This window comes from Leisingera aquimarina DSM 24565 (assembly GCF_000473165.1).
In the GTDB taxonomy this organism is placed as follows: domain Bacteria; phylum Pseudomonadota; class Alphaproteobacteria; order Rhodobacterales; family Rhodobacteraceae; genus Leisingera; species Leisingera aquimarina.
The window spans coordinates 21,141-42,727 of sequence record NZ_AXBE01000011.1 but is presented as its reverse complement, the minus strand read 5'-3'; the positions used below and the strand labels follow the sequence as shown (position 1 = coordinate 42,727).

Sequence of the window (21,587 nt, the reverse complement as noted above, 5' to 3'; positions counted from 1 at the left end):
GTGCTGGTGGAGTTACGCGCCTTTGTAGTCGGACCAGAAGTCGTTCCAGTCCTCCAGGCTTTGCTGCACGGGCAGCTGGCGGTACTTGATGCGGTCTTCGCGGATCAGGTCCATGGCGTTTTGCTGGCCCAGCACCATGTTCTGCCTCTTGGCTTCGGCAGGGTTCGCCTCATTCAGCACGACCCAGCCCTTCTTGTTGGGGATCAGCGCCGGGTAGGCCGCCATATCGGCTGACTTCGCTTGGCCATTGGGCGAGGTGATGTACTGGATCCACTTCTTCGCCATTTCTTGGTTGCGGGAGCCCTTGCCGATCGAGAAGCTTTCGGTCCATTGCAGGCCGCCTTCTTGCGGGATCGCGGTGCGCACATTGGCACCGTTCTTCTCCAGCACGCCGGTGATCCAGTCGCCAATGCCCGCAAATGCGGTCATCTGGCCGTTCTTCAGCGACGAGAAGGTGCCGCCATAGTCAAAGAACCCGCCCACCTGGCCGCGCAGCGCCATTGTGCTGTCCTGCACCTGCTGCCAAGCCTTGTCACTCAGGTCGAAGGGATTGGGATTGCCGTTCAGCAAGCTGATCTGCCCCAAGTTTGGAAGGTGCCAGTCGAAGTGGCCCAGTTTGCCGGTCAGGCGGCTGTCGCCGAAGACGTTGTAGCTGGCCGCATCGCTCTCGCTCAGCACATCGGCGTTATAGGATATGCCGAGGAAGCCAAACCGGGTGATCACCGAGTAGAGCTTGCCGTCCTTCCAGTGACCCGGGAATTGCTGGAACTCCGGGAAGAAGTCATCAAAGGCATAGTCGCCTGGGTCCAGTTCCTCAATGTATCCGGCCGCGTTCAACTGCTGAACATATTCGGCGTCGGACAGGATGACGTCATAGGTGCCCGGCGGCGACTGGGCGATCAGGCCCAGCATGTTGTCGCCTCCGGTGTAGTATTTCGGGGTGAACTTCACATTGTGCAGCTCTTCAAATTCGCCAACGACATCGGGCTCTGCGTGGCCATACCACGCCAGCATCGACAGATTCACGGTTTCGGCCGCGGCCCGGATAGACAGAAACGGGGTTGCGAGCGCCGCGCCTGCGGCCGACTTCAGCAGCGCCCGCCGGGTGGGATGGGTAAGTTTGGCAGTCATGTCAGTCTCCTTGCTGGTTTTATTGCGCAGCTGTAGCCGCCGCGCTTGCCGGAGAGCGTTCTCCGAATTCTTTCCGCAGCGCTTTGACGATCCCTGCGGTGCAGACATTGAGAAGCAGCTCGCCCTTTTCGGCCGAGGCATCCTTGGGGGAGGACAGGGTGCCGGTGGAGGGTGTCCAGTCCTCGTGCGGGGGGTAGACGTCATAGGGCGGAAATTCGGCCGGCGGGTGGTCGATTGCGTCCTGCAGCCACACCAAATCCGGGTAAAGCTTGAGCATCAGCGAAGTTTCCAACACACCGCCGTGTTCGATGTCCCAACCCAGGAAGCCGTCGGGGTAGAGCTTAGCGATTGAGTCATCGCCGACAAAATCCCAGTAGGACAGCACCACAATTTTCATATCGGTGATGCTGTCCCAGCGCAGTTCCCGCAGGGCCAGATCGATGCCCTCAACGATGAACCAGGAGTTCTCAAAATGCCCGTTCACCAGGCAGATCTGGCGGTTGCCGTGGCGGGCGAATTCCTTGATCACGTCTTTCAGTGCGTTGACCAGACTGCTGCCATCCAGACTGGTAGTGCCGGGAAAGAAGTTCCCGCCTCCGGATTTCTGGTGTGATTTGTAACCATAGGTAAAGGGCGGGGCGACAAGGCTGCCGGTCTCTGACGCAGCCCTGCGGGCAAACTCGGTCGGCAGCAGCACGTCCACATGCATAGGCATGTGATGCCCGTGCTGTTCCATCGAACCGATCGGGATTAGAATGGGGGTGCAGCCGCCGGCCACGCGGGACTTGTATTCAGGCCAGGGCAGCTCAGCGGCAAAAACAGAAGCGTTCTTCATGGGAAGGCTCAATCCGGGAAAGTTAAGGCTGGCTTTACTTTGACTCCGGGTGAAACATGTGTGAAATTGATAGTAGCAATGAGAGAATAAGAAATGTAAATGTCAAGGAAGTTCACGAACCTGCAGACAGACTTGCTGCGCACCTTTGTGACGGCAGTCGATCTAGGGAATTATACAGAGACCGGACAGGCCCTTGGCCGAACCCAGCCAGCGATTTCACTGCAGATTCGCCGTCTGGAAGAGCTTAGCGGCTGCAAACTGATCGTGCATCTGGGCAAAGAACTTACTCTGACAGAAGATGGCCATGCCCTGATCGGATTTGCCCGTGAAATATTGCGGCTGAACGACAGTGCCGTGGCCCGCTTGTCGCGTTCCAGCATTCAGGGCGTGCTGCGTGTTGGCCTGCCGATTGACTATGCAATCGGTTTTTTTCAGGAGATCATTTCGGACTTTGTCTCTGCAAACCCGGCCGTCACGCTGGATATCCGCTGCAATTGGAGCCGCGATCTGCTGAGTAAGCTGCATGCGGACGAGTTGGATATGACAATTGCCATTACAGACTCAATGCCAGCGCCATATGTCTCGCACTATTGGTCCGAGCGTCCTAAATGGGTTTGCGCAAAGGAGTTCCATTTCAATCCGGATGAGCCGTTACCGCTAGTTCTGCACCCGGAGGGCTGCGTTTACCGGGACCGGGTGATCGAAGCGCTGAACGGCGAAGGGCGCAAATGGCGGATCGCTTTTGAAAGCCCCGGCATCTCGGCGCTGCAGAACGCGGTGGCCAGCGGCTGGGGCATTTCTGCCCTTACAACTAAGACCTTGCTCCCGGGTATGCGTATCCTGACACCGGATATCGGATTCCCGCAGTTGGCGCGAATACATGTCGGGCTGTTCTACAAACATGTGCGCCAGAGTGAAGCGGCTCTCAAACTGATTGAACAGATTGCCGGAGGCGTTGGGGGCTTCCGAAAGACATTGAAGCCGACGTCATGATAGGGCTTGGATTTGATATTTTTATAGGTAGATCATATCTATTAATTTTTTGAAACCTTTCTTCGGTGCTACCGACTGGGACACGCTCCGAAGAAAGGATCTAACATGTCTGAAGATATGCTCCACATCATGGAATGGCATAATGGAGAAAAGGACTATTCGCCGTTCTCTGATCAGGAAATGAAACGCCGCCAGGACGAGCTGCGCGGCTGGATGGCAGAGCAGAACGTCGATGCGGCGCTGTTCACCTCCTACCACTGCATCAACTATTATTCCGGCTGGCTGTACTGCTACTTCGGGCGCAAGTACGGCATGGTGATCGACCAGAAGAATGCAACCACGATTTCCGCAGGCATTGATGGCGGCCAGCCCTGGCGCCGCAGCTTCGGAAACAACATCACCTATACAGACTGGCGCCGCGACAATTTCTACCGGGCGGTACAGGACCTGACCAAGGGTGCCAAGCGTGTCGGAATTGAGTTCGACCACGTGTCGCTGGACTACCGCCAGGCGCTGCAGGATGCCTTGCCGGATGTGGAGTTCGTCGATGTGTCCGGCCCCTCCATGTGGATGCGGACGCTCAAGTCCGATGAGGAGCTGAAACTGATCCGCGAAGGGGCGCGGATCTGTGATGTGGGCGGCGCGGCGGTGGCCAATGCGGTGCAGGCAGGTGTGGCCGAGCATGAAGTGGCAATTGCGGGCACCAACGCGATGATCCGCGAAATTGCCGCCTCCTTCCCCTTTGTCGAGCTGATGGATACCTGGACCTGGTTCCAGTCCGGCATCAACACCGATGGCGCGCATAACCCGGTCACTAACCGCATTGTGCAGTCGGGCGACATCCTAAGCCTCAACACCTTTCCGATGATCTTTGGCTATTACACTGCGCTGGAGCGGACCCTGTTCTGCGACCATGTGGACGATGCCAGCCTGGACATCTGGAAGAAGAACGTCGCCGTGCATGAGCGGGGGCTGGAGCTGATCAAGCCCGGTGCAAAGTGCAAGGATATCGCCTTGGAGCTGAACGAGATGTACCGGGAGTGGGATCTGCTGAAGTACCGATCTTTCGGATACGGTCACAGCTTCGGAGTTCTGAGCCACTATTACGGCCGCGAGGCCGGTGTCGAGCTGCGCGAGGATATCGATACCGAGCTGAAGCCTGGCATGGTGGTGTCAATGGAGCCGATGGTCATGCTGCCAGAGGGCACGCCCGGCGCGGGCGGGTACCGTGAGCATGACATTCTGATCGTCGGCGAAGACGGTGCCGAGAATATCACCGGATTCCCCTACGGCCCGGAGCACAACATCGTCGGCGGCAAGGCCTAAGATGCCGGGGAAGGCCGGAATACTGCTGCAAGGGCTGACCTGTTTGGTTGTCCTGGCTGGGTCCATTAGCCTGCTTTCGCTGGCGCCGGATCCGCAGCGCACCAGCGAAAGCGCCGCCAAATGGGTTTATTTGCGCCTGGCCTTCCCCGTTCCGAAATGACAACGCACCGCGCCAGCGGGCGCGGTGTCTGGGAATAATGAATATCAAAATGAGGACAGAAGCCTCCTTTCTGATGTCCTGGAAAACGCTCATGCAAGACAACCGCTTCCTCCCGAAAGGCGCTGCCACCGTACGTTTCGACAGTGATGCGCCACCGAAGAAATTCCATTTTCTTCTGCTGCCCAAGACTACGATGCTGGCCTTCAGCGCCGCAATCGAACCGCTGCGGATTGCCAATCAGCTAACGCAGAAGGCGCTGTTTGAATGGCATGCGCTCAGCCCGGATGGCCTTCCGGTAACCTGCTCGAATGGCATTCCGATACAGGTGGATTCCGGGCTGGTCGACCTGGACCGCAATGCTTCGCTCTTTGTCTGCGCAGGGACGGAGCCAGCGCAATCCTATGACAGCCGGGTTGTCAGCTGGATCAGCCGCCAAAAAGCGCACGGGGTAAGCCTTGGAAGTATCTGCACCGGCGCTTTTGCGCTGGCGGCGGCAGGTGTTCTGACCGGGCGGCGGTTTACTTTGCATTGGGAAAATGCCCCCGGCTTTGCCGAGCTGTTTCCCTGTTTCGAGCCGACCGGCAACTTCTATGAATCTGATCGCGGGCTCTACACATGCGGCGGCGGCCATGCCGCAACTGACATGATGCTTGAAATCATTGAGGACCACTGCGGCACCCACCTTGCGTCCTGCGTTGCCGATATGTGCCTGCACAAACGCCCGGGAGCAGGCATGTCGAGGCAGATATCGCCGGTGTCATCCATGCTTGGCTGCCGCAACCAAAATCTGATCCGCGCTGTGCGTCTGATGCAAGCCAACCTGGAAGAGCCCCTGGACATGGATGGAATTGCCGCCGCTCTGGCAGTTTCCCGCCGCCAGCTGGAGCGCCTGTTCCAGAAGTACGTCGGGCAGTCGCCCTGGCAGTTCTACTTCGGCCTGCGGCTGGAGCGGGCTTTTTCCCTGCTGAACGAAACCGACCTGAGCGTGCGCGAGATCGCCATGGCCTCGGGTTTTGAAAATGCCTCGTATTTTTCCAGGCAGTTCAAGCGCAAGTTCGACCGTTCACCGCACAGTTTCCGCAAATCCTGGTCGCTCCGCAGCGGCGCGCCATAAATAACCTTAATCCAGCTATTTGCAGTTCTCATTCCCTGCCTCCCCGATGCTCCACTAAGGTCTCAGGCTGAACACCTATTGCCTGCTGGTGGCACGGAAGGCCGGGTCATGGCTGGCCCACCCAGGTCCGGCCCGAACACTAAGACAGGGAGAAACAATGTCACTCGAACAGGGCTTTGACGGCCACTACCCCTATAACGCTGTCGCCAGAACCGGCCTGTTGAAAGGTGTACATGCTCGTATGAGCATCGCCTCGAAACTCATGGTCATCACATTTGTGCTGTTCACGGTCGCCAATGCCGAATTCGCCTCCGGTGTGTTCGACGGGATCAAGCTGTGGATCACCAGCACCCTTAGCTGGTATTACATTCTGATGATCAGCATCTTCTTGCTGTTCAGCATCTGGCTGGCCTTCAGCCGCTACGGCCACATCCGGCTCGGCAAGGACAGCGACCGGCCGGAATTTGGAAACTTCTCGTGGTTTGCCATGCTGTTCAGCGCAGGCATGGGCAATGGCGTGCTGTTCTGGAGTATCGCTGAGCCGATGTACCACCTGCAGGGCAATCCGTTCATCGAAATGGCCGGAACCGAGGCGAACTCAGCGCTGGCCGCCAGCACGGCAATGTTGATTACAGCCTTTCACTGGGGTGTCCACGGCTGGGCGGTCTACGTGATTGTTGCTTTGTCTCTGGCCTTTTTTGCCTACCGCAAAGGGTTGCCGCTTTCGATGCGGTCCACCCTTTATCCGCTGATCGGCGACCGGATCTACGGGTTCTGGGGGCATGCCGTTGACCTGCTGGCCATCTTCGGCACAATTTTTGGGGTTGCCACCACTCTGGGGCTGGGTGTCCAGCAAATGAACGCGGGTCTGAACCTGCTTACCGGAATCGCCAATTCGACAACCAATCAGATCATCTTGATTGCCGTAGTCACCGGCATTGCCACGCTGTCGGCCGTCTCGGGTGTGTCCAAAGGCATCCGCATCATCAGTGAATTGAACATGTGGCTGACCTTCGCGATCCTTGCCTTCTTCCTTTTTGCGGGACCGACGGTCTATCTGCTCGGCCAATACGTCAATCTTCTCGGAAACTATGTGCAGAACTTTGTGCCAATGGGGATGTGGGTGGATGAAGAGGCCGGGCGCGACTGGCAGGGTTGGTGGACTGTCTTCTATTGGGGCTGGTGGATCGCCTGGTCGCCGTTTGTCGGCCTGTTCATCGCCCGTGTGTCCAAGGGGCGAACCCTGCGCGAGTTTGTTGTGTCCTTGCTGATCGTTCCGCCACTAGTGACCATGTTCCTGCTGGCGATGTTCGGTGGCAACGCGGTCAGTATCGAATTGCAGGGAGCCGGCGGTATCATCGAAGCCGTGAACGAAAGCCCGACCCTGGCGCTTTACGCAACGCTTGAGGGCATGGACGTTGGCATCTGGGGCACTGCCTTCGCGGCAATCGTCACCTTTCTGATTGCCTCTTACTTCATCACCTCGTCGGACTCCGGCACCTTGGTGATCTGCACCATGCTTGCGATGGGCAGTCAGCACCCGCCGCATCTGGTCCGGATCTTCTGGGGCGTCACCGAAGGAGTAGTCGCCAGTGTTCTGCTGGTCGCAGGCGGGCTTGTTGCTCTGCAAACGGCTTCGATTGCCGCTGCTTTGCCGTTCTCCATTGTGATCCTTCTGATGATGATCAGCTTGTACAGGGCGCTAAAGGAAGAGTTACCGTCCAAATAGCCTAGGCGGTTCTAGGTGTGCACGCCGCATTACACTAACAGCGGCGTGCATATTTTTGTTTCCTCCCGCCAACATCGCAGTTATTGAGCAACTTCATACTTTCTAAGCTGCAGCGAAGGTCTCCTTCAACTGGCTGCTTCGTAGCATCGCGGAGTGTAATGCGGGTCCGGTTTGGGCTGGCGCTACTTTGTCCAACGAAGACTTTGTGCGGTTCCTAGCCGTTCATGTCTCACGAAGCATTCGGTACTGTGGGCTCGATCCGACCCACCGCTGCGCCGCGAACACAGGTCCGCTCAGGATTGGCGAACGGCAAGAGCCGCCCGCCAAGGTGGTTCAAATGTCGATTTGCTCTGCAATGCTCAGCGCATCTTCGAGTTCGACGCCAAGGTACCGTACTGTGCTGTCTACCTTGGTGTGTCCGAGCAGAAGTTGAACCGCTCTTAGATTTCCGGTTTTGCGGTAAATCTCCGCTGCTTTGGTCCGGCGCAGAGAATGGGTGCCGTATCCGCTGGGTTCCAGCCCAATCGCGGCCACCCAATCCCTCACAAGCCGGCCATATTGGCGCGTTGAGATATGCAGGCGGTCATGAAACCTGCTGGGAAACATGAAACGGCAGCCGAGCATCTCCGGTGACTTGATCCATGCGGCAATGGTATCCCGCGTGTTTTCAGAGAGTTCAAACTGAACGGGCCGCTTGGTTTTGCTCTGGATCACAGATACGCGTTCGCGAACGAGATCGTCCCTCACCAGGTCGGTGACGGCCAGTTTCACCAGATCGCATCCGCGAAGCTTGCCATCAACTGCCACATTGAACAGCGCAAGATCGCGCAGGTTGCCCGCCAGTTCGAGCCGCGCGCGGATCGCCCAGACCTGTTTCGGCAACAGTGGTCGTTTCTGGCCGATGATCCGGCCCTTGTTCCAGGCTCTTCGTTTCGGGGTGACAGCGGGAAGTTGGACTCTTGGCATAGTTTGCCCTCCAATCCTCCCGCCAAACCCAGACATCAGCACAGCGCTGACGCCTCAGTTTACTGGTGGTTTGAATGACCGTTGTCAGGTTGTGTGTTCTTTGGGAAACGCCGCGGATGCATTGGGCCGGTCTGAGCCCGAATCTGCCATATGCTGCGTCTCGAACCAATGAGCGTGAATCGTTGCGAGCGGACATTGAGTGAAAGCTGTGCGACCGCTTGACGTTCCAACAGAAGTTGCAACGACCACCGGAGGCGGGAGTCAACCTCGAGACGGTACCAGGATGAGTGCGCTGCCGATCAGGCAAATCGTCATTCCTGTTATATCCCATCGGTCGGGGCGGTTGCCTTCGGCCAGCCACATCCAGAACATGGAACTGGCGATATAGACGCCACCATAGGCGGCGTAAGCCCGGCCGGCAAATGCGCTGTCAGCACGCGTCAGAAGGTACGCGAACAGCACAAGGCTTGCGATGCCGGGCACCAGCCAGAGCGGCGACCGGTCCAAACGCAGCCACGCCCAGAAGGCAAAGCACCCGGCGATTTCCGCCAGGGCTGCAAGGGCAAAAATCAGAAACGTTCCGGTCAAGATGCCAGTGCCTCCAGGACCGGGCATTCCGGGACATCCTTGCCGGAACATTGGGCAGCTGTTGCGGCCAGTACTTTTTCAATCCTGCGAAGGTCTGCAATTTTCCGGCGCACATCGCTGAGATGGCGCTCCGTCAGGTCTTTCACTTCTCCACAAGTCTGGGTGCCGCCGTCTACCAGGCCAAGCAGCCCTTTGATTTCGTCAATGGCAAAGCCGAGCTCGCGGGCTCGCAGGATGAAACGCAGACGCTGAATGTGGCTCTGCCCGTAGATGCGGTGGCCCGCAGCCGTGCGCGGCGGGTCCGGCATCATGCCGGTCTTCTCGTAATATCGGATGGTTTCAAGGTTGCAGCCCGTTGCTTTGGCCAGCTCCCCCCGAGTGAGAGATGTCGCGTTTTTGTGATCTGGCATCGAAAATAACCTCCTTGCCCCTGTAGCTACTACAGGCCTTACACAAGGTGCCAGCCCTATTCGTGAGGAGATAAATATGAGGATTGCTGAAAAGCAAACCGGAGAAGTGGACACGGGTGTGAACCGAAGCAGCAAAGGCTGGCTTGCCGCGGGCGGTCTGCTTGGCGCGGTTTTTGCGTCCGCCTGTTGCGTCGGACCGCTGGTATTGCTCACGCTCGGTATCTCGGGGGCCTGGATTGGCAATCTGACCGCACTTGAGCCCTACAAGCCGGTATTCGCTCTGATCGCGCTTGGCTTTATCGGGGCTGGCTTCCGTCAAGTCTATTTCCGTAGGCCAACCACCTGCGAACCTGGTTCCTACTGCGCCAAGCCGTCTTCGGCCCGCATCACCCAAACCGCACTCTGGATCGCGCTGGTTCTTGTTGTGGCAGCTCTGACCATCACCTGGTGGGCGCCGCTCTTCTATTGAAAGGAATATCTCATGAAAAAACTGCTCGCCGCGGTTCTCGGCTTTGGCCTTCTCGGAATGGCGTCCATCGCCTCCTTTGCACTGCCCGCTGCCGCCCAAAGCGTTGCAGCGGAGGAGACTGTAACCTTCGCAGTTGAGAATATGACCTGCGCGCTCTGCCCGGTAACTGTGAAGCGCGCCATGGCGGGGGTAGATGGTGTGCGCTCTGTAGACGTGGATTTTGAAGCAAAGACTGCCACGGTTGTTTTTGAAAGCGCGGCAAAAAGCGCTGAAGCTATTTCGGAAGCCTCCGCAAATGCTGGTTATCCGGCAATGGAGAAGGGCTGATCCTATGCGCGACAGTCTGATGGGAGGCCTCGCCGCGACAATCTTGGCGGCACCGCTGGTTATAATCTGCTGTGGCGGCGGTGTCCTTTTGTCTGCGCTCGTCGGAACGGCTGGCGGGTGGCTGACCGGGTACGGCGTGATTGCCATTGGGCTGGCGGCTGCGGCTCTTGCATTGGTCTGGCGTTCGATGCGCTGCGGCCGCCTGACCAGCCAGTCTTCGGTTGGGAACAACGATGGCGGAAGAACAGACCATGACTGAAAAAACTGACGGCAAGCTGTTGGCCACTGGCATCGTTGGCGCCCTTATCACCGCATTGTGCTGCTTCACGCCAGTCCTGGCGGTGCTTCTTGGAGCTATTGGGCTTTCTTCGGTGCTGGGCTGGATGGACTTCGTGCTGTTTCCAGCGCTGGCATTCTTTACAGCCCTGACGGCCTATGCCGTCTGGCAGCGGCGGGCACGCCGGATCTGAACGGGTATCACGCGCTGCGGGCTGTTTCTGCCCTCCATTAGGAGTGTGCCCCTTTTGGGGTGAATCTGATCCCGGCAATGTTCGCCGGAGCATGAACCAATCACATAACAACGGCGCCCGCGCGCGCCCTGAAAGGATAAAAAATGAACAGCGATTGCTACACGCCGAATGGAGAATATGACCTTGCTGTCATTGGGGCCGGATCAGCGGGTTTCTCGGCCGCGATTACAGCGGCCGAAGGCGGCAAACGCGTGGCGCTGATCGGGCACGGCACCATCGGCGGCACCTGTGTGAATGTGGGTTGTGTGCCTTCGAAAACGATGATCCGTGCCGCCGAGGCGGTGCATGGCGCGACGGCTGCGCATCGCTTTCGCGGTCTGAAAGGCAGCGCAGAAGTCACAGACTGGGCTGCGATAGTCGGGGCCAAGGATGATCTGGTCGCTACGCTGAGGCGGAAGAAGTATGCCGATTTGCTCCCAGGATACGAGGGTGTCACCTATATTGAGGAAGGCCCCGCACGGCTGGTTGCGGGCGGTGTCGAGGCGGGAGGCCGGTTTATCCAGACGCCGAAGGTGATCATCGCAACCGGCGGGAGGCCAGCACAGCCAGGTATCGCAGGAATTGAAACTGTGCCGTTTCTGGACAGTACGTCTTTGCTGGAAATGGAGCACTTGCCCGAAAGCCTGATATTTCTGGGGGGCGGTTACATCGGCGTTGAATTGGCGCAGATGATGTCCCGGATGGGTGTCAGTGTGTCTCTTGTCTGCCGCTCCCGCCTGCTGCCGCAGGCTGAGCCAGAGGTCTCCGAAGCGCTGGCGAATATCCTGCGCGACGAAGGCATTACGATTTGGGATGGGATAGTCTATGAGGGCAGCCATCGCGACGGCAGCGGCGCCGTTCTAACCGTACAAAAGGACGGCACAGCGCAGGATCTGGCGGCAGATTTCCTTGTCCTGACAACGGGGCGCACCCCGAATACCGAGGGGCTTGGCCTGGCGGATCTGGGAATTGAAACGGATGCGCGAGGGGCCATTGTTGTCGGCGAGGATATGCAAACCAGCCGCCCCGGCGTCTATGCGGCCGGGGATGTGACAGACCGCGATCAGTTTGTCTACATGGCAGCTTATGGCGCGAAACTGGCGGCACGCAATGCAGTTTTGGGCGGTCATGAAACCTACGATAATGCCGCGATGCCCTGGGTTGTGTTTACCGACCCGCAGGTGGCGGGCGCAGGCCTGACCGAAGCGCAGGCACAAGCCGCGGGTCATGATGTGAAGATCAGCGTGCTCACGCTCGACAACGTGCCGCGCGCGCTTGCGGCACAGGACACGCGCGGGCTGATCAAACTGGTGGCCGACGCCAAGACAGACCAGCTGCTGGGCGGCGTTATCATGGCACCGGAAGGATCCGACAGCGTCCAGACTCTGGCGATGGCCTTAAAATTCGGAATTACCGCCAAGGCGCTTGGAACTACGATATTTCCCTATCTCACTACCGTCGAAGGGCTGAAGCTCGCAGCGCAGACCTTTGATATGGATGTGGGTCAGCTCTCCTGCTGCGCAGGGTGAACGGGGAGGCACATCGGATGACCGGTATTGAAGCTCTCCTGCAAGACATTGATGGCCTGTCGCTTGTCACGGCCGGTCTGGTGCTGTTCGCCGGATTGGTGGTGGGTATCGCCCCGAGTTCGTTTCCCTTGATTGCCGTGGCAGCAGGGCTTGGCGCCAGAAAGGGCGCGGGGCCTGAGGCGGACAACAGCCGCGCAGGCGGATCTGTTCTGCCGGTTGGCTTTGTGCTCGGCATTGTCACGGTGGACATCATCATTGGCGCCTTGTTCGGAATTGCCGGCCTTGCCGTCATGCGTGTGCTGAATGCAGTCCTTGCCTATGTTTATGCTTTGCTTGCCGCGGTGCTGGCGCTTACGGGCCTGGCGCTGTGGCGCATCTTACGCATACGTCTCCCAGTGCTTCACCCCGAGGCTGGCTCGGCCCGGACCTTCCTGGGCGCTTACATACTGGGCCTGCCGTTTGGCCTTTCCACTTGCCCGGCCTGCACACCCATGGTGCTGCCCGTCGTGATCGCGGCGTCGTCCACGGCTGATCCCTTATTGGGTGCTGTACTCATGGGCGTCTTCGGCCTGGCGCGCAGTCTTCCTTTGGTGATCGCCGGAACTTCCGCTGCCAGCTTTGTGCAGCACCGGCATTCCAGGCACATTGTCCGTTGGGCAGAACGCCTGGGCGGCCTGCTGCTGATCTCGGCTGCTGTGTATTTTTCCTGGCAGGCTGGGCGTTATGCCGGGTTGTATTAAGACGGCATGGGGTTTCGGGCGCCGATGCGAGCGCGGCCTGTATTGCAGAAGACAGATTGACCTTCCTGTTGGCGGAAACAGTAGGCTGAGACAAGCAGAAGGGAGGTTTCCATTGATCGTAGTAATTTCCGGGTGTTCCTCCGCATCGCGCCCCTGCCTTCCGGTGTGGCTGCGGCTGCAACAATTCAGGGGCATTCGTCTGGCCGACCGTGCGGATTGGGCGGAGCGATGACACCCCGGCAGCGTTTCTGGCATGTGGCGGCGGCAGGGACCGCATTTCAGGCCGGTTCTGCGGCGATAGACAGTTCTACCATCATGGCCGCGCTGATCCTCCAGCTCACCGGAAGTCCACTTGCGGTTGGCGCAGTGCCCGCGATCCTGAGACTTGGCTGGCTCACGCCACAGATCTTTGTCGGCTATTTCGCGGAACGAAGCGGCGCTTCAATGCCATTCTACGCTGGCGGAGCGTTCGGCCGGACCGCAGCTATCGCCTTGCTGGCCGCAGTGCTTTGGCATGGCTCGGCCGCAGATTGGCGGCCGGTATCTCTCGGCGCCGCGGCACTGGCGCTCTGGACGCTATACGCCTTTGTAAGCGGGATCGTTGGCGTCCCCTACAATGATATTGTTGCCCGCTCGGTTCCCTCTAACCGCCGGTCGCGCTTGCTGGCGCTGCGGTTTTTCGGGGGTGGTCTCGTTGCTTTGGCTGTGGCGGCTCTGGCCGACCATATCGTCAGGACAGCCGACTTCCCCGTCTCCTATGCAGCTGTACTCTGGATCGCAGCGGCTTTGATGCTGGTCTCTTCAGTAGTCTTTGTCTCGATGGGGGAGCCGGAGCGCGCGGGCATACCGAAGGGCGCAGAGAGTTTTGCGGCGTATTTTCGGGAGGGGCGCATGGCGTTCCGGAATGATACCCGCTTCCGCTGGTTTGTCTTCGCGCAATGGTGCGGCGGCGCGACGCTGATCGCTGCCCCGTTTTATGTGGTCGCCGCTGCAGAGATGGGGCTTGGTCTTGAAAATATTGCGCTTCTTCTCGGCGCTCAAACGTCAGGTGCGCTGGCTTCCAACCTGCTCTGGGGCTGGTGGGGTGATACGCGCGGCAAGCTTTCCCTCATGCGCCTGATCTCCTTCCTGCGGCTTGCACCACCCTTGATACTTCTGGCCGTGCTATTCTTGGAGATGGCGCATATGCAAATGCTGATAGCTCTTGTGGCTGTATTCCTGCTGCTCGGCGCCCTCGCAAACGGGCTGACCATCGCTGTACTTGGGTTGCTGATGGAAATTTCCCCGGAACACCGCCGGCCGTCCTACTCCGGGTACTTCAATGCGTTGACTGCTCCGGCTTTTGTCTTGCCGCTTTTGGGTGGGGTGATCTATGCCGCTATCGGAGCGGAGGCTGTGTTCTTCCTTTCGGCCGTATCTGCGGTGGGTCAAGGCTATGCCCTGGCACAAATTCGATAGAAGGAAACTTTGTAGCCTACCTATCTCACCACGTCGTTTGGTTTCGGGGTGCGCCAGGGTGTAGAGTTGAACAGGAGTGGACAAGCCATTCTTTTGCAAAGGCGGCATTGTCCCGCACTGTGTGAGCTCACCGGCTGCAAAACCTCGCAGCCGCAGCGAGCGACCGGAACGGCGGGCCGCGCCGCAGCGGAAAACCTCACCTGGTTGCTTCAAACGGCCGAGTTTGCAAATGGCGCGATCTGCGCTCCGCTGCCCCCGGTGCAACCCGCAGCATCCCGTGAGGCAGCTTTGCTTTGCCGAGGGTCCGCTTCTGGGAAACTGACCATAGAATTTCGCACCGGCAGCATCCTAGGCGCGGCACCCCTAGTCTACGGCCGCTTCGGGCTGGCTGCCCCCATCTTCAGCATCGGGTTCTTGCCATTTTAGTTTCGATAGGCTACTAATTCATGTGGCCAACTTACCAAGACATACCGAAGAGATTTCGGATCTTCTTGTGCACATAGGGCGTTCCGCACGGGCTGAAGATGCCGGCTCGGAACTGACAGCGGCACAATGGGCTGCGCTACGGTTTATTGCACGCGCCAATCGGGTCTCGAGGACACCATCGGCCTTCGCGAGCTTTCAGGCAACGACACGCGGTACGGCTTCACAATGCCTCAAGTCGTTAGTGGCCAAGGGATTCCTGGCGCGGCAACGTTCCGAAACGGACGGCCGCAGTGTCCGGTTTGAGGTCACGGTTCGGGGGTGGGACCAGCTGGAGCGCGATCCTTTGCGTCATCTCATCACGGCGATCGAGCGGCTGGAGGTTTCTTCTCGCGCGGGTTTGGTCCACGCGCTGGCGGTGCTCACTGCCGACCTTGCCAATCTGCGCAGCGCTCCGGCATTCGGCACCTGCAACGCCTGTGCGCATTATACTGCGGGCCGCGACGATACCGGATACTGCGACTGCGTCGCCGTCGATCTGGCGCCCGATGAGATCGGCAAGCTCTGTGTCCATTTCAAACACTCCGGTAGGACGGCACCGGCAGAGGGTTCGCAAAAAGAACGGAGGTGACCGCTGTGACCCAACAAGATGCAAAGTTCCGCCCGCAATCGGACGGACCTTTGTCACACCTCGGAAGGCTGATCGCTGTAAGCAGCGGCAAGGGCGGGGTGGGCAAATCCACCGTAGCCGCCAATCTTGCCGTAACGCTGGCCCGGCAGGGCCTTCGGATCGGGTTGGTGGACGCCGACCTTTATGGCCCCTCCATACCCGGGATGCTCGGCATCCCCGGCGATACGCCCCCTGTCATGTCGCCGGATCGCAAGGTGATCCCGGCAGAGGCGCACGGCGTGAAGGTCATTTCGATGGGGATGCTGTCCGGAGACGACAAACCGGCGATCCTCCGCGGCCCCATGGTGACGAAGTACCTGCAGATGTTCGTCACTGAGGTCGCCTGGGGGCAGCTGGACATGCTGTTTCTCGACCTGCCGCCTGGAACCGGCGACACACAGTTGACTCTGGCGCAAGCCTTTCCCCTCACCGGTGCTGTAGTCGTCAGCACGCCTCAGGATGTCAGCCTTAGGATCGCGCGCCGCGGGCTTCGCATGATGGAGCAGGTCAATGTCCCGATCCTCGGGATCGTGGAGAACATGAGCGGCTTCACCTGTCCTTCCTGCGGGGAGGTGACGCATATCTTCCGTCAGGGTGGCGGCCAGAAAATCGCCGCGTCCTTAGATGTGCCGTTCCTAGGGAGCATTCCGCTTGACCCGGCGATCGTGGATAGCGGTGACGGCGGCACGCCTCTGGTCGTATCCGCTCCGGACAGCCTCGCCGCACAGGCCTATGCCGGGATCGCCACCGCTTTGTCCGGCGGCGCGGACCAGCCGGGCGGCCTGGCCGTGCCGTTCGACTGGCATATTGCCAGGGGCGAGGGAAAGCCTTCCGCCGCCAACCCCACCTCGCAAAACCCGTCCGACCGGCCGGTATCGCTTGACTACGACGACGCCGGTCTCGCGATCGGTTGGCCGGACGGCACCACGCAGACCGCCTCGCCGCGCGACCTGCGCCTGTCCTGCCGCTGTGCCGCTTGCCGCGACGAGGCGACCGGAAAACCGCTGCTTGAACCCGCCGCAGTACCGCTGGAGGTTGCGGCCACCCGGATTTGGAGCGTGGGCAACTACGCCATCGGTGTAGAGTTTAGCGACGGTCACAACTCCGGCATCTATACGTTCGAGGTGTTGCGCGGACTGGAAAGCACGGAGGCGGAAGATGTCTGACACCACCAAGAAACGCCGCATCCGCGCGCAGGCATCAGCGAACGACCCGCTGACCATGCGCTTCATCCTCGACGCACCATTGCAGGCGGACCGGCCCGTGATGTTCGAGGCGCCGGGCGATAACAAGGCTCCACTGGCGCGGGCACTGTTTGGCATCGATGGAGTGGAAAGGATTCATGTGTCGGGCCAAGCCATCACAGTTACCCGGCGGGCAGAATCCGATTGGCAGGCCCTCAAGGCCCCTATCGCGGCGGCGATCCGCCAGGTTCTGGAAAGCACCAACGAACCTCTGGGCGCTGCCCCTGCTGCGCCCTCTGCCGGGCGGGACGACACCGCGCTATTGGCTGCGGTGACGGAACTTCTCGACCGCCAGGCCAACCCCGCTATCGCCAGCCACGGCGGTCATGTCAGCGCCGAGCGCGTGGAAAATGGCTCTGTTTATCTGCGCATGTCAGGCGGATGCCAGGGCTGCGCGGCCTCATCCGCCACGCTGCGCAGGGGTATCGAGACGTTGCTCCGGTCGGCGTTTCCGGAAATCCGCGATATCGTTGACGTGACCGACCATGCCGGAGGTGCCAACCCGTACTACGCCGGTTCACCGGGACCTAGCCCGGCGCTGGTCCGCCCGGTTCCGGCAAGCGCCCTTTACTTGGAGGCTGGTCAGCTGATGGTCGATCCCGACTACCTTGCTCCTAAGCTGGGACTCGATCCGGAGCAGCTGCGTGCTGGTCTTCGAAGCGGCGAAATTGTCAGTCGGACCGAACACGGACTCGGCGGAGACGGTGGAAAGATGCGGGTCACGGTCCGCAGCGCATCCCGCGCATGGGCGGCGGAGTTCCAGCCCGATGGTTCGGCATTCGAGGTTCCTCCGCCTGGCGCGCTTTCACAGGCCGCGGATGTCAATCGCAGGCTTCGGGACAGGGTGCGCCGTTACCTCGAGAACCTGCCGGCTGAGGACGTGCCGATTACCTACGGAAAGTTGGCGCGGCGTTTGTGGATGTTCGCCCCTGGATCAATACGCAAGGTCACAGCGGCGCTCGAGGCCACGATGCGGGAAGACGCCGCGGCCGACCGGCCGTTCATTGCCGCCCTCGTCGTCAGTCGCGGCTCTCTGTCCCAACCCGGCGAAGGGTTTTTCAAGCTCGCACGCTCTTTGGGGCGGGGGCCCGACCCCAGCCAATCCGATGCGGGCTTTTATCGGCAGGAACTCGAGCGCTTGACGGAGCATCGAGCTTGACTATGTGGCCTAGAGCCCTCGCTGTGCATCGCTGACAGTAGTGCAAACGCAATGTCAGCCAGGGGCGCCACCGCCTGCTGGAGGACCACCGCCAGGAAGATGGTCCATATACTTCGCACTCGCGGCGGAGCTGGCACAACGCCTGATCCGAATTTCGTGTTTGGGCTGCCTGCGGTGACCCGCGCGGTCCTAGCTTCGCTACCTGCGGAAATTATACCATCCGTAGGGACACTGCTAAATGCGGGCGGGCGAAGGCTTCATAGCCACTAAGCGGCTTAGCTCTATGTGGATGTGAAAGACGGGTAAAATGAACACTTGAAAGGGATCGAATATGTCAGACATCTTCAAGATGTCCATGCGCAAGTTCCTAAAGCAGGTTGGTGTCACTTCTCAACAAGCGATCGAAGAAGCGATGCGCGAGGCGGATACTGCGGGAAAAATTTTCGAAGTAAAGGCCGTGGTGGAAATAAAAGATCTGGGCCTTAACCATGTGGTGAAAGGACACATCACCGGCAAGGAATGACCGTAAGCGGTGCAATGGCAGCGGCACTCAGCTCAATACTTTTCTCCCGATCCTTCAGAAAAAGAGCTCCTGCCCCGTTGAAGGTCAGCTTTCGTTGGAATGGCTGGAAAACCTCGCACATGCAGCATTCAAAGCGACGCGCCATAACTGAACGGCAAGTTTGGGCTGGCTTGGGCCGATCACAACTGGCCTGGGGCAGGCTGGTGCTGGTTTCTCGGTGCTGTACTGCCGCAAGGCGACAGTGAGGCTGTTCAAACGCTCCGGACGCGATGTGGTCCTGACAGAAGACGGGCAGCGGCTGGAGGAAACCGTAGTTCTGGTGCGGACCGGGATCTGAAAGCAGTCAGATAAAGGCATCTCTCGTATTGTTGCGCTTCGCCGCCGCTGCACTACTTTCTCCGAGACAGCTGGACCGTAGAGGGAGGCGGCGGATGCCTAGTCTCAGATCCCAACCCGATGATTTTTCGTTCAGCTGCGAAACGGGGGAGACCCTGCTGGAGGCGGCGATTAGGGCCGGGCTGCCATTGACACATGTCTGCGGCGGCCACGCCAAATGCTCCACCTGCCGGGTGTGGGTGCTGGAAGGGCTGGAGAATTGCTCCGAACGGACCGGCGCGGAGGCGGAAATGGCGGCCAGGCTGGACCTTGCATCCGGAATCCGGTTGGCCTGCCAGATGCGCCCCGAGGGCGATCTGATCTTCCGCAGGCTGGTACTGGATGACACCGATATGGCACTCACTAGCCAGATCAACCGCAGCCAGCCGACCAAGGCCGGGGAGTTGAAGGAGGTTGCGGTTTTCTTTTCCGACATTCAGGGCTTCACTGGCTTCTCCGAAGCGCTGATGCCCTATGATGTGATGTATCTGCTCAACCGCTATTTTGCCCAGATTGGCGAGGTGATCGAGGCCAACGGCGGCTATATCGACAAATTCATCGGCGACGGGATGATGGCATTATTTGGCCTGAGCGAAGGCGGGAGTGCTGCGCTGCGGTCGGTGAATGCGGGGCTGCAGTGCCTGACGGTGATCGACCGGATGAAACCCTTCTTCAAGACGATGTACGACATCGATTTTGAAGTGCGCATCGGCCTGCATTGGGGCGAGGCGGTGATAGGTACACTTGGTGCCCCGGGGCACGAGCGGCTGACCGCCATCGGCGATCCGGTCAATGTGGCCAGCCGCGCCGAACAGGCCAACAAGGAGGCGGGCACGCGTTTTCTGGTCACCGAGGCCCTGTTCGAACGGGTTAAGGAGGACGTGGAGATGTCGGATTTCATCCGGGTCCGGCTGCCGGGCACCACCACGCGCCAGACGCTTTATGAAATCGCTCGGCTTACGCCAAAAGCCGCCGCAAGGATTACCGGGGAAGGTGGCGGCGAAACCAAGCGCTATGCGGGGCGCGACTGGTCTCGGCTGATGGCCGACGATGCGCTGCAGGACGGTGGCCACCGGATCTTTGAGTTTGCCGATTACGATGTGGCGGTGCTGCGCCGGAACGGTCAGTTCTACGCGTTCAACAACGCCTGCCCGCATGTGCATCTGCCGTTCTTCAACCGGCACGAGCACCTCAACGCACCGGAAAAACTCCGCCCGGACGAAAGTCGCGCTGAGAGCACCGAGGTGATCTGCCGCTGGCACAACAGCCGCTTCGACCTGGTCACCGGTGAGGTGATCAGCTGGTGCGAACTTCTGAAAGAGGACGGCACCTCGGAGGGGATGGAGTTCCTGGGTGATATTTCGAAGAACAAGTGCCCGCTTCAGCTCTTTCCGCTGCACGTTGCCGAAGGGGAGGTCTGGATTTCCTTTGATCGCTGAGCGGCGCGGAATCCGTCTGCGGTGATCTTAAATCGGGCGCACAAATGTAAGGGACTGAGATTGCCCGGGCTCGGCCGCGAGATCATCGCCGATTTTGGCTCAGATTATTTGAGATCATAATTCGCGTCAGACTCACGTTGCTGAGGCTCAAGCCAGTCCCGAGAGATCGAAGGCAGGATAGCCAAGCGACCGGGGCGAAGCTGGTATTGATTTACGGTTCGGGCTATCTGGCGCGACGAGGCCAGAAAAACGGGCGTTCTCCTTTTGACCGTTCGACAGAATAGTGGCCGTTTCCAGCAGCGGACCTTCAGGCATTGCGCGGCGAAGATGCCATGAGAGCCCGCTTTGTGAATCCGCCGCGTGGCGAATGAACGGCTTCTTGCGTACATCCGGGTTTTATGTCTCGGTTAGTTGCAATTAGTTCGGGCCGGGAAACGCGATGTTTTTTGGTCGAGCCGGTTTTGTTGCCGATCACTACAGACTGCGTTTCACGGTCTTTCAGAAAGAAACGCAATCAGTTCACTAGTCGCTGATTGCACGGCTTGTCCCTCGGGTGTCGCCAGAAAGTATTTGTGGCCTGTTGCAGAGCCTGTGCCGCCCCGGACCCGAAGGGCTCCCTCGGAGATCTCCCGCTCGAGCAGGGGAAGAACGCCCAGAGCAATCCCATTGCCTGCACGGGCCAGACCAACCGATTGGATGTACGACGAACATTGCATGATCGTGGCGGAAGAGCCCCAGCTTTCCTTTAGCTGCTGCCGCTGCGACCGCCAGTTGACCCAGTCCGGCGCCTCACGGTGATAGTCGAGCAGCGTCGCGTTAGGGATCAGACCCGCATCCAACTGCTGCCAATAGGAGGGCGCTGCAACGGGAGCGATGATCTCATCAAACAAGGGTTTGGCGCGCCAGCCTTCGGGCGCCGCCTGCCCATAGAAGATCGCCAGATCCGTATCCGAGCGGATCACATCCGCAACATTGTTGGCCGACAGCACGGCAACGACGGCATTGTTGCCCCTCATCTGGAAGTCGCGCACACGCGGGTCGAGCCAGAAAAAGTTGACGTTCTCGTTGGCCGCAACCTGAATGATCTCCCGCCGGTCATTTGCACGGCCTCTCGCGACGCTGATTCCTTCTTCAAGAAAGGAAAGGCCTGCGTGGACGCGCCCGGCAAAGATCTTGCCTGCCTCAGTCAGCACCAAACCGCGCCCGCGGCGCTCAAACAGGCAAATCCCCAGGTCCTCCTCCAGGGTTCTGACACGCTTGCTGACGGCCACTTGGGTAACATGCAATTCTTTCGCCGCATGGGTGAAATTGAGATGCCGCGCCGCAGCTTCAAAGTAAACGAGAGCATCAAGGGAAGGAAGTGTGCGCCGGAAGTAATTCATAACCTCAAGTTTGGCTTTGACCAAAGCAATTGTCCAGTTTTTACGAACCGTCGAATCGACCAGACTGGTGACCGGTGAGAGCAATCCC

The 21,587-nt window shown here is 59.4% G+C and carries 23 protein-coding genes; 17 read left to right on the top strand and 6 right to left on the bottom strand.

What is annotated here, in order from left to right:
* Positions 1-12 precede the first annotated feature (12 nt).
* Positions 13-1,131 (bottom strand): ABC transporter substrate-binding protein, encoded by a 1,119-nt coding sequence (locus AQUI_RS0100220; RefSeq protein ID WP_027255750.1) that lies wholly within the window; start codon positions 1,129-1,131, stop codon positions 13-15.
* Between the two features lie 19 nt (positions 1,132-1,150).
* On the bottom strand, positions 1,151-1,966 hold the full coding sequence (locus AQUI_RS26560; RefSeq protein WP_035919387.1) for a creatininase: 816 nt from the start codon (positions 1,964-1,966) through the stop codon (positions 1,151-1,153).
* Between the two features lie 99 nt (positions 1,967-2,065).
* On the opposite strand from AQUI_RS26560, the gene AQUI_RS0100210 reads away from it, so the two are divergent.
* The 4 genes from AQUI_RS0100210 to AQUI_RS26555 all read left to right on the top strand — a co-directional run bounded on the left by AQUI_RS0100210 (position 2,066) and on the right by AQUI_RS26555 (position 7,288).
* Positions 2,066-2,959 (top strand): LysR substrate-binding domain-containing protein, encoded by an 894-nt coding sequence (locus AQUI_RS0100210; protein ID WP_027255749.1) that lies wholly within the window; start codon positions 2,066-2,068, stop codon positions 2,957-2,959.
* A gap of 105 nt (positions 2,960-3,064) precedes the next feature.
* On the top strand, positions 3,065-4,285 hold the full coding sequence (locus AQUI_RS0100205) for a M24 family metallopeptidase (RefSeq protein ID WP_027255748.1): 1,221 nt from the start codon (positions 3,065-3,067) through the stop codon (positions 4,283-4,285).
* Positions 4,286-4,536: 251 nt separating this feature from the next.
* Positions 4,537-5,559 carry a GlxA family transcriptional regulator gene (locus AQUI_RS0100195; RefSeq protein ID WP_027255747.1) on the top strand — a complete coding sequence of 341 codons (1,023 nt, stop codon included), beginning with the start codon at positions 4,537-4,539 and terminating at the stop codon, positions 5,557-5,559.
* A gap of 157 nt (positions 5,560-5,716) precedes the next feature.
* On the top strand, positions 5,717-7,288 hold the full coding sequence (locus AQUI_RS26555) for a BCCT family transporter (RefSeq protein WP_051371705.1): 1,572 nt from the start codon (positions 5,717-5,719) through the stop codon (positions 7,286-7,288).
* Positions 7,289-7,621: 333 nt separating this feature from the next.
* Here AQUI_RS26555 and AQUI_RS0100185 read toward each other — a convergent pair whose 3' ends face one another.
* The 3 genes from AQUI_RS0100185 to AQUI_RS0100175 all read right to left on the bottom strand — a co-directional run bounded on the left by AQUI_RS0100185 (position 7,622) and on the right by AQUI_RS0100175 (position 9,252).
* A complete protein-coding gene (locus AQUI_RS0100185) occupies positions 7,622-8,254 on the bottom strand; it encodes a tyrosine-type recombinase/integrase (protein ID WP_027255746.1) in 633 nt (210 codons plus the stop codon).
* Between the two features lie 261 nt (positions 8,255-8,515).
* Positions 8,516-8,842, bottom strand: coding sequence for a YnfA family protein (locus AQUI_RS0100180; protein ID WP_024092610.1), 327 nt, complete (start codon positions 8,840-8,842; stop codon positions 8,516-8,518).
* Positions 8,839-9,252: a MerR family transcriptional regulator gene (locus tag AQUI_RS0100175; RefSeq protein ID WP_027255744.1), complete on the bottom strand. Its 414-nt coding sequence runs from the start codon at positions 9,250-9,252 to the stop codon at positions 8,839-8,841. Before AQUI_RS0100175 ends, AQUI_RS0100180 begins: the two co-directional genes overlap by 4 nt.
* Before the next feature lie 76 nt (positions 9,253-9,328).
* Here AQUI_RS0100175 and AQUI_RS0100170 point away from each other — a divergent pair, with 76 nt between their 5' ends.
* The 13 genes from AQUI_RS0100170 (at position 9,329) to AQUI_RS29050 (ending at position 20,117) form a co-directional block, all read left to right on the top strand.
* Positions 9,329-9,721 (top strand): mercuric transporter MerT family protein, encoded by a 393-nt coding sequence (locus AQUI_RS0100170; protein ID WP_051371703.1) that lies wholly within the window; start codon positions 9,329-9,331, stop codon positions 9,719-9,721.
* Between the two features lie 12 nt (positions 9,722-9,733).
* Positions 9,734-10,048: a heavy-metal-associated domain-containing protein gene (locus tag AQUI_RS0100165; protein WP_027255742.1), complete on the top strand. Its 315-nt coding sequence runs from the start codon at positions 9,734-9,736 to the stop codon at positions 10,046-10,048.
* A 4-nt stretch (positions 10,049-10,052) separates the two neighbouring features.
* Positions 10,053-10,307, top strand: a complete 255-nt coding sequence (locus AQUI_RS26550; RefSeq protein ID WP_051371702.1) for a hypothetical protein — start codon at positions 10,053-10,055, stop codon at positions 10,305-10,307.
* The gene (gene merF / locus AQUI_RS0100155) at positions 10,300-10,518 is read left to right on the top strand and encodes a mercury resistance system transport protein MerF (protein WP_027255741.1); all 219 of its coding nucleotides are present in this window, start codon (positions 10,300-10,302) and stop codon (positions 10,516-10,518) included. Before AQUI_RS26550 ends, merF begins: the two co-directional genes overlap by 8 nt.
* A gap of 143 nt (positions 10,519-10,661) precedes the next feature.
* Positions 10,662-12,086, top strand: a complete 1,425-nt coding sequence (gene merA, locus AQUI_RS0100150; RefSeq protein WP_027255740.1) for a mercury(II) reductase — start codon at positions 10,662-10,664, stop codon at positions 12,084-12,086.
* A 17-nt stretch (positions 12,087-12,103) separates the two neighbouring features.
* Entirely contained in the window at positions 12,104-12,826 is a 723-nt protein-coding gene (locus tag AQUI_RS0100145; RefSeq protein WP_027255739.1) for a cytochrome c biogenesis CcdA family protein, read from the top strand.
* Between the two features lie 315 nt (positions 12,827-13,141).
* The gene (locus tag AQUI_RS0100140; RefSeq protein WP_211235968.1) at positions 13,142-14,284 is read left to right on the top strand and encodes an MFS transporter; all 1,143 of its coding nucleotides are present in this window, start codon (positions 13,142-13,144) and stop codon (positions 14,282-14,284) included.
* A gap of 448 nt (positions 14,285-14,732) precedes the next feature.
* Positions 14,733-15,338: a MarR family transcriptional regulator gene (locus AQUI_RS26545; RefSeq protein WP_051371701.1), complete on the top strand. Its 606-nt coding sequence runs from the start codon at positions 14,733-14,735 to the stop codon at positions 15,336-15,338.
* Between the two features lie 5 nt (positions 15,339-15,343).
* A complete protein-coding gene (locus tag AQUI_RS32170; RefSeq protein WP_281171977.1) occupies positions 15,344-16,543 on the top strand; it encodes a P-loop NTPase in 1,200 nt (399 codons plus the stop codon).
* Positions 16,536-17,780, top strand: coding sequence for a DUF6522 family protein (locus AQUI_RS0100125; RefSeq protein ID WP_027255736.1), 1,245 nt, complete (start codon positions 16,536-16,538; stop codon positions 17,778-17,780). Before AQUI_RS32170 ends, AQUI_RS0100125 begins: the two co-directional genes overlap by 8 nt.
* Before the next feature lie 331 nt (positions 17,781-18,111).
* The gene (locus AQUI_RS0100120; protein ID WP_027255735.1) at positions 18,112-18,303 is read left to right on the top strand and encodes a DUF6494 family protein; all 192 of its coding nucleotides are present in this window, start codon (positions 18,112-18,114) and stop codon (positions 18,301-18,303) included.
* A gap of 160 nt (positions 18,304-18,463) precedes the next feature.
* Positions 18,464-18,640 (top strand): hypothetical protein, encoded by a 177-nt coding sequence (locus AQUI_RS30455; RefSeq protein ID WP_156916722.1) that lies wholly within the window; start codon positions 18,464-18,466, stop codon positions 18,638-18,640.
* Positions 18,641-18,734: 94 nt separating this feature from the next.
* On the top strand, positions 18,735-20,117 hold the full coding sequence (locus tag AQUI_RS29050; protein WP_084294149.1) for an adenylate/guanylate cyclase domain-containing protein: 1,383 nt from the start codon (positions 18,735-18,737) through the stop codon (positions 20,115-20,117).
* Between the two features lie 488 nt (positions 20,118-20,605).
* Here AQUI_RS29050 and AQUI_RS26535 read toward each other — a convergent pair whose 3' ends face one another.
* Positions 20,606-21,583 (bottom strand): LysR family transcriptional regulator, encoded by a 978-nt coding sequence (locus tag AQUI_RS26535; protein ID WP_169730733.1) that lies wholly within the window; start codon positions 21,581-21,583, stop codon positions 20,606-20,608.
* Positions 21,584-21,587 lie beyond the last annotated feature (4 nt).

Excerpts from the sequence above, each read along its gene's own strand:
- AQUI_RS0100125 (WP_027255736.1), top strand. The coding sequence starts at position 16,536 with ATGTCTGACACCACCAAGAAACGCCGCATCCGCGCGCAGGCATCAGCG.
- AQUI_RS0100205 (WP_027255748.1), top strand. The coding sequence starts at position 3,065 with ATGTCTGAAGATATGCTCCACATCATGGAATGGCATAATGGAGAAAAG.
- AQUI_RS0100175 (WP_027255744.1), bottom strand. The coding sequence starts at position 9,252 with ATGCCAGATCACAAAAACGCGACATCTCTCACTCGGGGGGAGCTGGCC.
- AQUI_RS0100165 (WP_027255742.1), top strand. The coding sequence starts at position 9,734 with ATGAAAAAACTGCTCGCCGCGGTTCTCGGCTTTGGCCTTCTCGGAATG.
- AQUI_RS0100210 (WP_027255749.1), top strand. The coding sequence starts at position 2,066 with ATGTCAAGGAAGTTCACGAACCTGCAGACAGACTTGCTGCGCACCTTT.
- AQUI_RS0100195 (WP_027255747.1), top strand. The coding sequence starts at position 4,537 with ATGCAAGACAACCGCTTCCTCCCGAAAGGCGCTGCCACCGTACGTTTC.
- AQUI_RS0100145 (WP_027255739.1), top strand. The coding sequence starts at position 12,104 with ATGACCGGTATTGAAGCTCTCCTGCAAGACATTGATGGCCTGTCGCTT.
- AQUI_RS0100170 (WP_051371703.1), top strand. The coding sequence starts at position 9,329 with ATGAGGATTGCTGAAAAGCAAACCGGAGAAGTGGACACGGGTGTGAAC.
- merF (WP_027255741.1), top strand. The coding sequence starts at position 10,300 with ATGACTGAAAAAACTGACGGCAAGCTGTTGGCCACTGGCATCGTTGGC.
- AQUI_RS0100220 (WP_027255750.1), bottom strand. The coding sequence starts at position 1,131 with ATGACTGCCAAACTTACCCATCCCACCCGGCGGGCGCTGCTGAAGTCG.
- merA (WP_027255740.1), top strand. The coding sequence starts at position 10,662 with ATGAACAGCGATTGCTACACGCCGAATGGAGAATATGACCTTGCTGTC.
- AQUI_RS29050 (WP_084294149.1), top strand. The coding sequence starts at position 18,735 with ATGCCTAGTCTCAGATCCCAACCCGATGATTTTTCGTTCAGCTGCGAA.
- AQUI_RS26550 (WP_051371702.1), top strand. The coding sequence starts at position 10,053 with ATGCGCGACAGTCTGATGGGAGGCCTCGCCGCGACAATCTTGGCGGCA.
- AQUI_RS0100140 (WP_211235968.1), top strand. The coding sequence starts at position 13,142 with ATGGCCGCGCTGATCCTCCAGCTCACCGGAAGTCCACTTGCGGTTGGC.
- AQUI_RS26560 (WP_035919387.1), bottom strand. The coding sequence starts at position 1,966 with ATGAAGAACGCTTCTGTTTTTGCCGCTGAGCTGCCCTGGCCTGAATAC.
- AQUI_RS0100120 (WP_027255735.1), top strand. The coding sequence starts at position 18,112 with ATGTCAGACATCTTCAAGATGTCCATGCGCAAGTTCCTAAAGCAGGTT.
- AQUI_RS0100185 (WP_027255746.1), bottom strand. The coding sequence starts at position 8,254 with ATGCCAAGAGTCCAACTTCCCGCTGTCACCCCGAAACGAAGAGCCTGG.
- AQUI_RS26555 (WP_051371705.1), top strand. The coding sequence starts at position 5,717 with ATGTCACTCGAACAGGGCTTTGACGGCCACTACCCCTATAACGCTGTC.